Here is a 15,359-nt window from a genome sequence, read left to right as displayed (position 1 = left end):
ATGATATTCAACAATGGCTAAACAGGCTATATTTAAAGCGCTTACTTTAAGCAAGAGAAAATGAAAAAATTTAGGAGGAACGATTATGTCGATGAAAAGAAAAGCTGTATCATTACTGTCTCTACTGACACTACCAATGGTTTTAGCTGCTTGTGGGAACAGCGACGGCTCGTCAAATGGGGACGGGGCAGAGGGGAAAACCGAGATAAAGGTTACTTGGCGCAATACCGGGGAAAACGATAAAATGACCCAATATTTGGAAGAAACATTTATTCCACAATTTGAGAAAGAAAATGAGGACATTAAAATCGTACTTTCTCCGATTACCGCAAGTGAGGGAGACTATTTTTCAAAAGTTGCTCTTTCTATGCAATCGGAGAGCACAGCACCCGATGTAGTGGCAGAGGATTCGTTTATGTTGAATTCTGATGCAAACGCTGGTTACTTAACCAATCTTGATGAATATGTTGCTGACTGGGATCAATGGGATAAATATACAGAAAACTTAAAAGCTGGTGTTATTGCTGAAGATGGTAGTACGTATGCCATTCCAGGAACTTCTGATTCTCGCGGGATTTGGTACAACAAAAATGTCTTTAAGAAAGCCGGTCTGCCTGAAGAATGGCAGCCAACAACTTGGAGGGAGATCATTGAGGCAGCTGAAGCAATCAAAGCTTCCGATGAGAATGTGATCCCCTTAGGATTAGGTGTGGCTAAAGCCAATGGTGAGTCGGTTTCCATGCAGACTTTCCAGATGCTCTTATATGGTACTCAAGATACATTATTTGATAGTGAAACGCGTAAATGGCAAGTAAATACACAAGGAATCATTGATTCATTGGCTTTCATTGATGAAGTGTATAACCAAAAACAATTAGGACCATCATTATCCGTTGCGATCAACAGCAATTACGGATCTGTGATGTTCCAAGATAAATTTCCTAATGACGAAGTTGGTATGCTTCTAGATGGCTTTTGGAGTGCCGGTAACTGGGCCGAAAATGGGGCAACTCCTGTTGAGAATATGACAGAACGCTTTGGTTTTGCAGCCATGCCTACACAAAATGGTGGTGAACCGCCATTTACGACCATGTCCGGAGGTTGGACATGGGCCATTCCTGAAAAAGCACAAAATAAAGAAGCTTCATGGCGAGTAGTTCAAGCACTCGGTGGAAAAGAACAGCAAGCTGCACGAGCAATCGCTGAAGGGAATTTAACCGTCCGAGACGATTCAGCAGAAATAGCTGAATATAAGGAGCAACCTTTTATTGAGCAAGCAACCTCTTTCTTACAATATGCTCATTTCCGTCCGGCAGATGACAAATATCCTAATGTTTCAGTAGAAATCCAAACAATGGTTGAAGCAGTTGCCACTGGCAGCAAGACACCGGAAGAAGCAGCTAGTGATTATGCCGCCAATGTAACAAGGATCGTTGGAGACGATGCCGTTAACTAAATCATTAATAAAGAGAAGGAATTGCAGCAAACAATCCGAATGGAGGCTAACGTTTCTTCTCTTTAAAAAAAGAAAGGAGAAAAGAATGGAAAATTCGCTAAAACGAGAGCAGCAAATGTCCAATAGTAAAAAAGCGTTGATTTTTTTATTTCCCAGTTGGCTCTTGCTGCTGATATTTTTTGTTGGTCCAGTTATCTTAACTTTTATCTTTTCCTTCACGAACTTGGCTCTGACCGGTGCTGAAGCAAGTCAATTGCGGTTCATCGGCTTTGAAAATTTTGTGCGCATGTTCAATGATCCGGCTTTTCAAACTAGTGTCGTACGAACCTTGATTTTTGTCATTTTTTCTGCAGTGATCGGTCAATGTTTCTTGGGTTTTTTGATTGCATTTATGATGCGGGAGAAAAATCGAGCCTTTCGGCGAGTCGTTGGTCTGATCATCATTGCTGCATGGGTTACGCCGGAAGTCGTTGTTTCCTTTTGCTGGGTCGCTTTTTTAGGAGATAGCGGAACAGCTAATTGGTTGATGGGACTGATGGGATTTGAGCCGGTTGCTTGGCTGTTTGCTTTTCCTATGATAAGCGTTGTGGTTGCCAATATTTGGCGAGGAACCGCTTTTTCAATGATGGTGTTTCAATCCGCTTTAGATGAGATCCCTAAGGAAGTAGAGGAAGCTGCAGTTATGGATGGCGCCAGCCGCTGGCAAGTGATTCGAAAAATTACGATACCGATGGTCAAAGGTACCATTGCAACGAATTTGATGCTCGTCACTTTGCAGACATTGGGTGTCTTTACGTTGATTTATACTATGACTGGTGGTGGTCCCGGCAATCAGACTGCAACCCTGCCGGTCTTCATGTACAAACAAGCTTTTGTGAGCTATCAGCTAGGATACGGAACAGCGATTTCGCTGGTCTTGCTACTGATTGGTGCTGCCGCAAGCTTGATTTATATGAAAATGCTGAAAGTGAAAGTGTAGGTGAAAAAAATGGTAAAACGCAGTGAAAAATTGGAGACCATGATTCATTATCTGCTTTTGGCAGTATTAGCCTTATTGTTTTTGCTCCCATTGTTGTGGATGCTGATCGCCTCTATTGATCCGGGCGCTATTCAAACTTTGAAATTACCTGAAGCAGTATCATTTGAAAATTTTGCTTCGATCCTTTCTGATCAAACTATCATTCGGTCATTCGGAATCGGCTTGCTTTTGTCCGGCTGTCAATCGATTTTAGTTGTTGTCTTATGTGTTTTGGCAGCATATCCCTTGTCGAGGTATCAGCTAAGATATAAAAAAAGTTTTTTGATGGCGGTGCTGTTCATGACCTCATTACCGATGACTGCTGTCATCGTGCCGGTCTATCAACTGTTTATCTTTTTGAAGTTTCAAGATTCGTTACTGGCGGTGACGTTCTTCTTGACGGCGTCCTCACTGCCTTATGGGATTTGGATGATGAAGAACTTTATGGATTCGGTACCAATCGACTTAGAAGAGTCCGCTTGGGTCGATGGGGCTTCAACATGGCAAGGGGTGCGAAAAGTCGTAGCGCCGCTAATGGTTCCAGGTATTTGTACGGTTGGTATTTTTACTTTTACTGGAAGCTGGGGCAACTTCTTTGTTCCTTATATTTTGATTCAGTCACCCGAAAAAATGCCGGCATCAGTCTCGATCTTTCAGTTTTTCGGCAACTTTGGTATGGTCAATTATGGCCGTTTAGCCGCTTTTTCGGTGCTATATACCTTACCAGTCGTCATTTTATATGCTTTGTCACAAACGTATATGTCTAAAGGATTTAGCATGGGAGGAGCGACGAAAGGATGAAAGATCCATTTCATACGACAAAAAAATTAACGAAACGAATCGCTGAACTAAAAGCGTATCGTTTTCAAAAAGTACAAGACCTTACAATGTGGTCGGCAAAAGAAGATAAGTCAAAAACGGAAAAACACCCACCAGAAGAGTGGGACTTTACACTTTCAGTTAGCGATTTCTGGCAAGGGAGAGACCGTTATATTTGGGCTCATCATGAATTGACAGTTCCAGAGGAGGAAGACTTATGGTTACTGATCGATTTTGGTCGTACAGGTGGTGGCTATAATTCAGGCTTTGAGTCCTTGCTGTTGATCGATGGTGAACCTTATCAGGGTGTCGATTCGAATCATACAGAGATTTTTCTGGCGGATCATTACCGAGGGGAAACCATCCGACTTGATTTAAAACTATGGTCGGGCTTGGAAGGCGGTGGGTCTGAAGTCATTCAACGGCATGAGTTTCGGCAAGCTTGTTTGGCAAAACGACACTTAGCTGCTGATGACTGTTTCTTTCTCGCTGATATGATGGCGAAAACTATCGATGGGTTACCGGAAAATGAACCGATACGATACAAGCTGTTGAATCTTTTAGATGATGCCTTTCGTTTGATTCAGTGGCAGGTACCCGGATCTATCTCTTTTTACCATAGCGTTGAGGAAGCTGATCATTATTTAAATCAAGAACTGCAAAAAATACCTAAACTTTCGGAGATCACTGTGACGGCTATCGGCCATACACATATCGATGTTGCTTGGTTGTGGCGGCTGAAGCATACAGGGGAAAAAGCTGTCCGCAGTTTTTCAACGGTTTTACGTTTGATGGAACAATACCCAGAATATATTTTCTTGCAAACCCAACCTCAGCTATACAAATATGTCAAAGAAAGCTATCCAGCACTTTATGAGAAAATCAAAAAGAGGATCAAAGAAGGCCGTTGGGAAGTGGACGGAGCCATGTGGCTGGAAGCCGATTGCAATATACCGTCAGGCGAATCCTTGGTCCGTCAGATACTCCATGGGAAGAAATTTGTGAAGGAAGAATTTGACAAAGAAATGCATTTCTTGTGGCTTCCGGATGTGTTCGGTTATTCTTGGGCACTGCCCCAAATCTTGAAAAAATCCGGCATTGAGACGTTTATGACGACCAAAATCAGCTGGAATCAATATAACCGGATGCCTCATGATACCTTTTATTGGCGGGGAATCGATGGGACAGATATTTTGACGCATTTTATCACCACGCCAGTTGATGGTAAAACGGATGAATGGGCAGAAGAATGGTTTTATACCTACAATGGAACGCTTTCTCCGGAGACCGTTCAAGGAATTTACGACGGATATCAAGACAAGCGTTTGAATCAAGAATTTCTGCTGTCTTACGGTCATGGGGACGGCGGAGGCGGTGTCACTAGAGAGATGCTGGAAAATCGACGACGCCTTGACCAGATTCCAGGATTGCCGCAAGTTAAAACAGGAAAAGCGAAAGCCTTTTTTGAACGACTGCATCAGACAGTAGAACAAAATAAGCCGCTGGTCTCTCGTTGGGATGGCGAATTGTACTTGGAATATCATCGAGGAACCTATACCTCGCAAGCGTTTGTCAAAAAAATGAATCGAAAAGCTGAAATTGCTCTACGGGAACTTGAGATTCTCTATACATGTTTAGCAGCCAGCAAAGAAGACGAGTATCCTAAGGATCCGCTTTTTGAAACATGGGAGACGGTTCTTCGTAATCAATTCCACGATATTATTCCTGGTTCTTCGATCAAAGAAGTTTATCAAGACCATAGAGCAGAGTTTGCCGTCGTGACTCAGACCATTCAACAGTTATTTGAACAATTAGATGGACCTGCTAATCAAAAGTATACAGTCATCAATACAGCTAGCTGGTCAAGGAATGAACTGATTGAACTTCCACTTTTACAAGAAGGTCGCTTTATTGATTCACAAGGAAAAGAACTTCCGGCTTATTTTGATGGAGAAAAACAGTCTGTTCTTGTGACAAATGTTCCGCCAATGAGTCAGGTGATGATAGAGTTTCAACCGATAGCAGAAAATAAAGACATCAAACCGCTCGCTGAGTTCACAGAGGGAGCGCTTGAGACCGATCGTTTGCGAATTTTATGGGAAACATCGGGAAATTTGATCAGCATTTTTGATAAGAAACTAGGTAGAGAAATGTTGGAAGGAAAAGGGAATGTTTTTCAGCTATTTGAAGACAAACCTTTAAATTACGATGCATGGGATATCGATAGTTTTTATCAAGAAAAAGCAACAGTGCTTCAAGCCGATCAAATACGATTACGCTCAAATAATGCGCTTTACGCTTCCGTAGTATTTGAGTATACGTTTGGTAATTCGCAGATACATCAGGAAATGCGGGTCTATGCTCATACACAACGAATCGATTTTTTAACAAACGTGCCATGGCATGAACGCCAACAACTGTTGAAGGTAAACTTTGATGCAGCAATTCGATCAACTGAAGCAGTATTTGACATTCAGTACGGAAATGTAAAACGAGCTACCCATGCTAATACCAGTTGGCAATTGGCTCAGTTTGAAACAGTAGGCCACCAATGGGCAGATCTTTCAGAAAAATATTGTGGGGTAAGTTTATTGAATGACTGTAAATATGGTTATGCTGTTAAGGAAAATCAATTAAGCTTGACCTTGCTTAAAGGCGCTATCTATCCTGATCCACTGGCTGACGATGGCGATCACAAATTTACTTACAGTTTTTATGCCCACGAGCACGATGCCATCGATGGGGGAACAATGGAAGAAGCATGGTCGCTCAACTCGCCATTAACGGTTATTAACGGAGAACATTCTTGGTTGCTTCCGTTGCAAATAGACTGTGAAACCTCAGTTACCATCGACGCCATCAAGCAAGCAGAAACCGGCAAAGGGTGGATTTTACGCTTACATGATCACACGGGAGGAACTAGAAAGGTTACATTGCAGTTGCCAAGCAGTTTTTGGCAAGAAACAGATTTAATGGAGATACCTTTAAATAATGAGCAGTGGAAAGATAAAGTCTCATTTACCTTGTCACCCTTCGAAATAAAAACATTTCATTTTTATCTAGACTGAAATAACACAAGTGGGTCTACCTATTAAATGTGTCGTGTGTTTAAAAAAGTATTAGGTTTCGCACCTGTCTGATACAGAGTACTACTTCTTATAAGTCTTAAAAACTTAGAAGGTTTTATAAAAAACTAAGAGAAACAAAAAGACATTTTTTCATTACGAGAGAATGTCTTTTTTGGTGATTGCTTGCTAGAGGAGGATATTGGTATAGATGGGACAAAGTGGTTTAAGTAAATAAATAAAGATTGATAGAGGTCTGGAGTTCATTTGCGGTATAATGGTCTTTAAAAATAAAAATACGTAAAATGATATATAAAATATGAATAAAATTCTGCGAAAACGATTGTTGTTTAACTTCCCGCTCGGTATAATTAGCTTGGGAGCTACAGCAAGACAACAAATAATGAATAAAAAATCTACAAACCGTTGATTAGAAAGGAGCAGCTTATGGAGTAGGTAGAGAGGAAGATCGAAAAAAGACAACATTGTAAGAGTAACAGATGGTGAATTCTTCCATATCTCTAACTTCCAACAATTAGCGGAAATTTTTGAAAAAATTCGTTACGAACTATTTGACGAAGATATCCAAAAGCTGCAAATCGAACTTTCAGATACTATTGCTCAAAATCTTCAGACGATCAATGTGGAGTCTGAACGTTTAGCAGCATAAGGTTCTTTTTAAGGAATCTGAATTTGTTGTTCATCAAATGGTTGTCAATTAGTTGATGTTTAACTAATGAAAAAATAATCATTTGATGAACATTTTTCATAAACTTCCAAAACCTTAGATGTAAGGAGTGAATTGAATGCAATCAGATAAACGCATAACCGCAATGAGTAAGAAAGAGGCTGATAGAGCAGATCCCTTATGTATCATTCTTTGTATTTTATTTATCTATTTCACCATCTGTCACTTTTTAGTTTTACCTGTAAAAGCAGCCGAGGTTTCAGATGCTGATTCAATTCAGATAGAAGGCACCTTAGCCGCCATCCTCAACAGCGAAAGGAATACCCCAGAGCCCACAGAGCCACTCACTGAACCATTGCTGGAAATCGTCACAGAGTTACCCGATTCAGAACTAATGATTCCCTTTTTTGAATTGATTTATGCAGTGACACCAAGTGAGGGGGAAATGCTGAAAGAAGTCTATGTCAATGTGAACGGTGAATATGATCGGCATTTGTATCAGAGAGCGATAGGGGAGACGAAGGTCATGGAGCGAACATTCGGTGAAGCTCGTCTCTTTCTTTCTGCCGATGAACAGGAGAGCCGATTTGAATTAGTCGCTGTCGATAGCAGTAACAAAAGGACTTATTATCCCATAGAGCAGTCATTTTGGTTATCCGAAAATCCCGAACCGCCGTTGCCGACTATTGCCGACATATCAATACTTGATCGTTATGAAGGAAAGATAGCTTTTGTACATAATCGTCTCCATCTCCAATATAATGACGAGATACTTACAGGAATAAACGAGCAAAACGGCGAAACGAGTTTAGATCAGCTGTTGGATGAACTTTCTTACTATGACATGGAGTTGATTGCTGGACCAGACAAGAATGAGAGAGTAACGATTCAGTTAAAGCAAACTCCTTATAGAGAGCTTAATAGATTTATTTATGATTTAGAAACATTTACTTCTGGTATTGTTACCGATGGAGAAATTGAAGAGATGACTTTAGCTGAGGTGGACCAGTTACCCAAAACAGCAGCATCCGTCGATCGCTCGGTTGAGTTTAAACGGCATATGTTAAAAATCGGCTGGGTACCGGGCTTGTTTTTCCGAAGGTATCAGGACAACGTGGTAGGTTTCAAGCTGCATGAAGAAACCATTTTTTTAAATCCCGAGTCGTTTCCTGAAACTTATCTCAGTAAGAAACTGATAAATGAAAAAATCGACGAAGCTGTTGCAGCGATTGACGGCATTCGTTTAGAAGAAAATCGACTTTATTATCCTTATGTGCAAATAGCTGTAAGAGGAAATACACCAAGGAATTTAGTGAAGAAAGGGCAGCAACTACTGACGAATTATCCCGAAGTCTTTTCAAAAGGGTATGTAATAATCAGAGGAAGGCAAAATATTTATGGCTATACTACCACAGCCGAATACAAACGACGATGGCGTGTTAGGAGTAATTTTGAAGAACGAAACTACCCTATCCGGGCAATCATCAACCCGAATGGCACAGTTTCTTCGTTAATGGATATAGGTTGGCACGGCGTGACTGTTAGCATGGCGTTAGTGATAGGATTTGGTTCTATCGGCTTTATTGTATTTATATGTGAACTTTTTGCTTGTCAAAGGGCAGAAAAACGAAAAAGGAATAGGCAATCAGGTAGAAACTGATACCCGTTTGTCATTCTTAAATTCTAATAGAATTCTGTTACCTCCAAAGAAGAAAGGAGCAAAGTGAATGCAATCCGCTGCGCAAATAAATTCAAACGACGAGAAAGGCATTAAAAACCTCTTTCGCAACCATAAAATCTTTAGTCTGTGTTTCTTTGCTCTTACCATCTATCATATGTCCAGTTGGCAAGTATTAGCAGCCGAAGAACCAACCGACCAGTCCCAAGGCGTCTTAGCCGACATCCTCAACAGCGAAAGGATTACCCCAGAACCCACAGAGCCACTCACTGAACCATTGCTGGAAATTGTCACAGAGCTACCCGATTCAGAACTAATGATTCCCTTCTTTGAATTGATTTATGCGGTAACACCAAGTGAGGGGGAAATGCTGAAAGAAGTCTATGTCAATGTGAATGGCGAATACGATCGGCATTTGTATCAAAGAGCGATGGGGGAGCCAAAGGTCACAGAGCGGAAATTTGGCGAAGCACGACTTTTTATTTCTGAAAATCAACAAAAAAGCCGATTTGAATTGGTCGCCGTCGATAGCAGTAACAAAAGGACTTACTATCCCATAGAACAGTCATTTTGGTTATCCGAAAATCCCGAACCACCATCGCCGACTATCGCTGATGTAACGACGGAAGAGTATTTCGATGAAGAAGTGACCTTCATTAACAATCGGATCCAGTTTCAACTGGATAGGGAGCGCTTTAATCAAGAATTCGGGTCAAACCATGAAACGGTTTTAGACAAATTGCTTTATGAACTTTCATATTTTGGTGGTGAACTTCTATCCGGTCCAGATAAAAATGATTTTGCAACAATTCGTTTGAAGGGAACTTCTTATGAAGAGCTTGAAAGGATTATACAGAAGTCAATCTCAGAATCCTATGGATTTATCGCTGATGGAAAGATCCAAGAGATAGCTTTAGCCACATCAGACTTATTGCCTAGTGAGGAAGAACCTGTCAACCGCTTCTTTGAGTTAAAACCTGAAATGGTGCGAGTTGGTTTTGTTCCTGGATTGTTTTTGAGAAGGTACCAAAACAATGTGTTGAGCTTTCAATTGCATGAAGAAACATCTTTTTTGAATGCTGAAACGTTTCCAGAGACTTACCTTAGTAAAAAACTGATTGAAAATAAGATTGATGAAACAATTACAGCAATAGATGGGATTCGATTGGAAAGAAATCCTTCTAGTTATTCTCTTTTCCGCGTAAAGGTTGCTGATGGGACACCTAGAGAATTGATAAAAAAAGCCCAAAAACTATTGGCAGAGCACCCCAACATTTTTGCAGAAGCACGTTTAGCTATATTGGCAGACATAAAAACACCACGTTATGCCACAATTCCTGAATACGAAAGAAAACCTCTTGATAGGCGATTAAATCACTTAGAACAACAAATATACCAATTTTGGGGAAGCATTAATGAAAATGGCACAGTTTCTTCAATGGCAGATATGGGCTTGAGAGGGCTGCCGACTATCGTGAAACTACTAGGAGGCGCCGGTCTATTTTGTGGCATTCTGAGTTTCGCCATCTTCATTTACCGAAAAAGACCTCCTCGCAAGAAACACGAGTTTTGGGGATAACGTTTACTGATGGGCATGTGGAAAGTCCTTTCAATCTGAAGGAGAACGGGGGAAACGTTGTTGTCTTTAAGTGTCGAAACAGTGAAAGACAACCATTTTTCGAGAAACCGCTATTCGATCAAAAGCTGTGATGAACGCCTAGCTGACGCTGGTCGTCTTTAAGAAAATCACACTGCTAGCAAGGGGATTTCTGCCAAAAAGAATATTTTGATCGTACGACTTTGATCCACGCAAAGCTAATCACTGGAGCCTTGATTACATAAAAAGCCTCTCAAAAGCAGCTGGTTGCTGATTTTTGAGAGGTTTTGTCTACCAAGAGATAGCTATGGTGTTTTTTTCAGTTGTAATTGTTTATTCAAATTCTTCATACTCATTTGGGTCTTGACCATCGATGCGGCCGTCTGCTTTGTTTAACTGATTGATTTGATTGATTTCATCTTCAGTCAGTTCAAAGTCGAAGATCGCAAGATTTTCTCGTTGATGGGCGAGGTTTCTTGATTTAGGTAGGGGCAAAATGCCACGTTCCACATGCCAGCGCAAGATGATTTGACCAGCTGATTTTTGGTATTTCTCAGCTAATTCAGTGATCAGTGGTTCTTTCAGGGCATCGCTGCCGCGGCCTAATGGGCTCCAAGCTTCCGTTACGATGCCGCGTTTTTTGTTCTCTGTAACCATTCGTTCTTGGACCCAGTAAGGATGGATCTCAATTTGATTTAGCGCAGGGGTCACACCAGTTGCTTCAATGATGGCATCCAAATGTTCTGGCTCGAAATTGGAAACGCCGATGGAACGGATCAAACCTAATTTCTGGGCGGTCACTAAGGCTTGCCAAGCTTCGACATATTTGCCGCGTTTTGGTAATGGCCAGTGGATCAAAAAGGCATCGAAGTAGTCGAGTCCCATGCGAGCAAGGGATTCTTGAATGCTGGTTAAGGCATCATCATAGCCATGGTATTTTCCCGGTAATTTTGAGGTGATATAAAATTCTGAACGTGGGATACCAGAGCGACGGATCGCTTTGCCGACAATGCCTTCATTGTCATAATTGGTTGAAGAATCGATCAATCGATACCCGTCAGCGATCGCTGCTTGCAGCTGGCTCAACCCTTCGCCACCGCGGATCTGATAGGTACCGATGCCCACGGCGGGGCGTAAATTGCCGTCGTTTAATGTCAGTAAAGGTGCTTTCATAAAATGATTCCTCCTTTTCTTTGCATTCTACTCTAACGCTTTTTTGCCAGGAACGTAACCAACTTGCTCAGACAAAGAAAAAAGAGCAACGGTTTCTGTTTCAGAAACAATTGCTCTTTTTGATTAAATTATTTTTCAGGCGGTGTGCCATACATTTTTGGTGTGACTTGATCGAGTTTTGGCGCTTTTCCTTCGATCTTTGGTTCGTCTAGCCATTGGTATTCGCCTTCACCATCAAGGGCTTTGCCTTTCGCCCAAGAGCCTTCTTTACTTTGGTCGCCTTCTGAGAAGTTATAGAAATCATAAGCGATATCTAAGCGTTCGTTTTTGCGGTCAAAGGTAGTCGGCACTAAAATCGAGCCTTCGTTTTCTTCCAATTCTTTCACGGCAGCTGCCCAAAGATTTTGGTGGTAGCTATCACGCGCTAATAAGACCGAAAGTAAGTCTTTGACCCCACGGTCATCGATCATTTCATAGATGCGTGCTACTTGCAGACGACCTTGTGATTCTGCATTTAAGTTGGCACGGAAATCAGCAAGCAAGTTGCCACTAGCAATGATATACGCACCTGACCATGGATTGCCGACGCTATCAGCAGGACGTGGTCCTAAGCCAGCAACGATGGCATGTTGCGGATTCATTCCGGAAATGATCGCACCGATCGTTGGGTCTTTTTTCATGGCAGCTTCCTGATCTTCCACAGGTGCACCTTCCAGCAGACGTGCAACCATCGTTGCCAACATTTCAACGTGTCCAAGCTCTTCAGTAGCGATATCCATTAACATGTCTTTGTATTTTTCTTCCCCACGGCAGCTCCATCCTTGGAATAAGTATTGCATGGCAACACTCATCTCTCCATATTGTCCACCGATTAATTCTTGAAGGTATTTCGCAACTAACGGATTTGGTTTTTCTGGTTTAGCTTCAAACTGTAGTTCTTTTTGATGACGAAACATACTATTCCTCCTAAAATTTTTTATTGGGCCCATAAAAAGTTTCTCATGAATCGAAAGGTTCGTCTAATAAAATGCACTTAGTTCAAAATGAAAAAAGCTCCAAAAAGAAAAGCCATTTACTTTGACAAAAAGCGAGAAGCGTTAGATAGTTAAATTAAGAGAGAATTAGAAAAGGAGCGAGTCACCATGTTTCAGTATTACAAAATGGACGACCGAAAAATAAGGGAATCCTCGGAGGAAGATTACAATTGGCTGGTGGTTTCTGGGACAGATCCAGAGGAACAACGCCACTTGTTAGATAAGTATCAACTGCCCGAAGATATTTTTATTGGCGCCAATGAACCGGAAGAAGTCTCACGTTTGGAATACTTACGTAACACTAAGTTAAATCATCCGATTCTTTATACCTTGATCGATTTGTCAGAAGTGACACAAGACCGCATCGAAGATCGTTTAGAACCGGTGACGTTTATTTATACCAAAGATCTTTTAATCACGTATGTCTCTCATCAATCTACACTGATTAAACGCCTGATTGAAAAGCATGAGCAAGATATTCAACGGTATGAAGATATTGTTGCCTACTCGACGCTGATGATCTACACCCATTACATCAAAGGTCTGCAGGAAATGAAGAAACAGATCGATGCACTAGATGAAGCAGCCCGTAAAACGACGGAAAACAACGAATTGTTTAATTTAGCCGATACCGAACGAGACATGGTCTATCTGGATCACACCTTACGGGATCAGAACCATACTGTCGATCGTTTGATGGATCGCAAAGAATTTTTGGATCGTTTGGATAATGAAGCACTCGTTTATGACATTAAGCTACGACAGAAGTTTGCCATGAAAATGGTCACTATCTATCGCGACTTGTTAGAAACCATTGGTGGCTTGTTCTCCGATATGATGGACAACAATCTAAACCATCTGATGAAATACTTAGATTCTGCGGCATTGGTGGTGGCTGTGCCGTCCTTGATCGCGGGGCTATGGGGGATCAACACCGGGGGACTGCCAGGAAAAGACAATGCCATCGGTACGATCATTGTCTTTGGTTTGGCTATTTTAGTTGGGATATTAACCGCCATTTACTTGTCACGGAAAGACTTTTCAAAATAAAAAGCGCCGCTGCTCTGTGGCACCGTTCATCCATAAAAGGAGAATGGTGCGACGAAGCAGTTGGCATTTTTTTATTTTAACCCGCTGTCCAAATTGCTGTCGAGAATCCAACGCTGAAAGGCGAGGAAGACCAGCAGCAAAGGCAAGATGTAAATTACCAAGGCAGCAATCAAAATCGTCCAATGGATATTTTCCGCGCCCACCAAGCTGCGGTTCGCCACTTGCAAGGTGTATTTTTTCGGATTATTCAAGACGATCAAGGGCCAGATATAATCATTCCATCGCTACTGGAAGGAGAAGATCTCCAGTGTCATAATGATTGGTCGGGCAATCGGCAGCATGGTGATGGCGATGATAGAGGAAGAAAAAAATGGCATCGTATTTTGTAAGCGCATAGCTGCAGTCGGCACTGACTAGAATCCTCAATAAATCCGCGTAAGGCAAATCAGGAACTTCTACAGTCACACCGTTTTTTTCTGAGTATTTTCCCGTCATTTTCAAATAAGTACCGCTTTCGCTGGGAGCTCTAGAAGCAAACATGGGAATCTGCGAAGACATTTCCAATCGGCAACGATCGAAACGTCCTCTAATGAAAAATAGCTGAAGTGCTGAAAAGATAGCTGTCCTAAAACGCACTGAGGAGTAAAAAGTGCCAATTATCTGACAAAATGAGAGTGGCTCTCCCTCAGTTTAGCGAAGAAGATGCAAAATGAAAAATAAAGCGATTTCAAAAAATGCACGAATATTAAAAAAAACGAATTAAAGCTCTTACAACGATAATTAAGAAGTACTGGTAAACGTTAATATAACAAGGTTTGAAATTTTTTTTTGCAAATTGAGTGCAAATCTTTTGTCTAAAACGGGGATTAAGCGTAACATAATATGTGTAATAACTACTTAAAAGAAAGAAGGAGAAAAATATGCATTGGTTATGGGTATTAATCGTAGGAGCTATTATCGGTTTGATCGCCGGAGCTATCACAAATAAAGGTGGATCAATGGGTTGGATCGCCAACATCGTTGCAGGTTTAGTAGGTTCAGCTATTGGACAAGCAATCTTAGGTTCTTGGGGTCCATCACTTGCTGGAATGGCAATCGTCCCATCAATTATTGGTGCGGTTATTGTAGTTGCTGTTGTTTCATTCTTCTTAGGACGTTCAAACGGCTAGTCCATTCAGCAATTGTTTCCATTCATTTATTTCGGGTAGTAATTACCTCGAATAGACAGGCAAATCCAGATTTTCTGGGTTTGCCTTTTTTGTTTTTAAGGAAGCATAAGCAATCCTTTTGTCATATCGGGAAATTGTCGTTACACTTGAAGTAGGTCAAAAAAAGAAAGGAAGAGATTCAATGAAAAAGCAATATGAAACAGCGATGATCAATCGAGGCGGACGTGTCGGAGAGGTCGAAGCACCAAATGGCAGTTTTCACCTGAAAATCGACAAACCGGGTCTTCACAGTGAGGGCACAAACCCAGAACAATTATTTGCCGCTGGCTATGCTTCTTGTTTCAACGGTGCCGTACAGCATATGCTGAAAGAGCATAACATCGAATCCGAATCCGAAGTTAAAGCAAGAGTGTCTTTGTATCAGCATGAGGACGGCAGTTACCAAATCGGCGTGATTTTAGAAGTGTCGTTACCAGGCGTTGAAAAAGCCGAGGCAGAGAAAATCGCAGAAGAAGCCCATGATTTTTGTCCGTATTCTCGGGCAACTCGTGGCAACATTGATGTCGAAGTACAAGTAGTCTAAGCATTATTGCAGCTAGACAAACAATCAGC

Annotated in this window: 13 protein-coding genes; 9 read left to right on the top strand and 4 right to left on the bottom strand. The window is 41.5% G+C overall.

The genetic code is table 11. The features are described 5' to 3' along the window. Positions 1-85 precede the first annotated feature (85 nt). The 6 genes from IGJ01_RS12030 to IGJ01_RS12005 all read left to right on the top strand — a co-directional run bounded on the left by IGJ01_RS12030 (position 86) and on the right by IGJ01_RS12005 (position 10,303). A complete protein-coding gene (locus IGJ01_RS12030; protein ID WP_086332595.1) occupies positions 86-1,456 on the top strand; it encodes an extracellular solute-binding protein in 1,371 nt (456 codons plus the stop codon). An 85-nt stretch (positions 1,457-1,541) separates the two neighbouring features. Then, positions 1,542-2,435, top strand: coding sequence for a carbohydrate ABC transporter permease (locus tag IGJ01_RS12025; RefSeq protein ID WP_008379138.1), 894 nt, complete (start codon positions 1,542-1,544; stop codon positions 2,433-2,435). 9 nt (positions 2,436-2,444) lie between these two features. Continuing rightward, positions 2,445-3,275 (top strand): carbohydrate ABC transporter permease, encoded by an 831-nt coding sequence (locus IGJ01_RS12020; protein ID WP_008379135.1) that lies wholly within the window; start codon positions 2,445-2,447, stop codon positions 3,273-3,275. Next, positions 3,272-6,361: an alpha-mannosidase gene (locus tag IGJ01_RS12015; protein WP_430601118.1), complete on the top strand. Its 3,090-nt coding sequence runs from the start codon at positions 3,272-3,274 to the stop codon at positions 6,359-6,361. The genes IGJ01_RS12020 and IGJ01_RS12015 overlap by 4 nt, the downstream gene beginning before the upstream one ends. Positions 6,362-7,164: 803 nt before the next feature. Then, positions 7,165-8,706, top strand: coding sequence for a hypothetical protein (locus IGJ01_RS12010; RefSeq protein ID WP_430601117.1), 1,542 nt, complete (start codon positions 7,165-7,167; stop codon positions 8,704-8,706). A gap of 385 nt (positions 8,707-9,091) precedes the next feature. Next, positions 9,092-10,303: a hypothetical protein gene (locus tag IGJ01_RS12005; protein WP_244732244.1), complete on the top strand. Its 1,212-nt coding sequence runs from the start codon at positions 9,092-9,094 to the stop codon at positions 10,301-10,303. A gap of 351 nt (positions 10,304-10,654) precedes the next feature. Here IGJ01_RS12005 and IGJ01_RS12000 read toward each other — a convergent pair whose 3' ends face one another. Both IGJ01_RS12000 and IGJ01_RS11995 read right to left on the bottom strand, forming a co-directional pair. Then, complete coding sequence (locus IGJ01_RS12000) at positions 10,655-11,494, bottom strand: aldo/keto reductase (RefSeq protein ID WP_016621425.1); 840 nt, start codon at positions 11,492-11,494, stop codon at positions 10,655-10,657. A gap of 128 nt (positions 11,495-11,622) precedes the next feature. Beyond that, complete coding sequence (locus tag IGJ01_RS11995) at positions 11,623-12,450, bottom strand: manganese catalase family protein (RefSeq protein WP_034872349.1); 828 nt, start codon at positions 12,448-12,450, stop codon at positions 11,623-11,625. Positions 12,451-12,636: 186 nt separating this feature from the next. Here IGJ01_RS11995 and IGJ01_RS11990 point away from each other — a divergent pair, with 186 nt between their 5' ends. Continuing rightward, positions 12,637-13,578, top strand: coding sequence for a magnesium transporter CorA family protein (locus tag IGJ01_RS11990; protein ID WP_016621424.1), 942 nt, complete (start codon positions 12,637-12,639; stop codon positions 13,576-13,578). Between the two features lie 71 nt (positions 13,579-13,649). Here IGJ01_RS11990 and IGJ01_RS11985 read toward each other — a convergent pair whose 3' ends face one another. Next, on the bottom strand, positions 13,650-13,829 hold the full coding sequence (locus tag IGJ01_RS11985) for a hypothetical protein (RefSeq protein WP_225869306.1): 180 nt from the start codon (positions 13,827-13,829) through the stop codon (positions 13,650-13,652). 22 nt (positions 13,830-13,851) lie between these two features. Further along, positions 13,852-14,118 (bottom strand): hypothetical protein, encoded by a 267-nt coding sequence (locus IGJ01_RS11980; RefSeq protein WP_082741614.1) that lies wholly within the window; start codon positions 14,116-14,118, stop codon positions 13,852-13,854. Positions 14,119-14,498: 380 nt separating this feature from the next. On the opposite strand from IGJ01_RS11980, the gene IGJ01_RS11975 reads away from it, so the two are divergent. After that, a complete protein-coding gene (locus tag IGJ01_RS11975) occupies positions 14,499-14,747 on the top strand; it encodes a GlsB/YeaQ/YmgE family stress response membrane protein (protein ID WP_005225422.1) in 249 nt (82 codons plus the stop codon). Positions 14,748-14,928: 181 nt separating this feature from the next. Continuing rightward, on the top strand, positions 14,929-15,330 hold the full coding sequence (locus tag IGJ01_RS11970; protein ID WP_005225423.1) for an Ohr family peroxiredoxin: 402 nt from the start codon (positions 14,929-14,931) through the stop codon (positions 15,328-15,330). Positions 15,331-15,359: the final 29 nt, after the last annotated feature.

Origin of the sequence: Enterococcus sp. AZ089, from assembly GCF_050547225.1 — a bacterium.
GTDB lineage: Bacteria > Bacillota > Bacilli > Lactobacillales > Enterococcaceae > Enterococcus_D > Enterococcus_D entomosocium.
The sequence above is the reverse complement of the archived record's forward strand: the minus strand, read 5'-3'. Positions and strand labels throughout refer to the sequence as shown.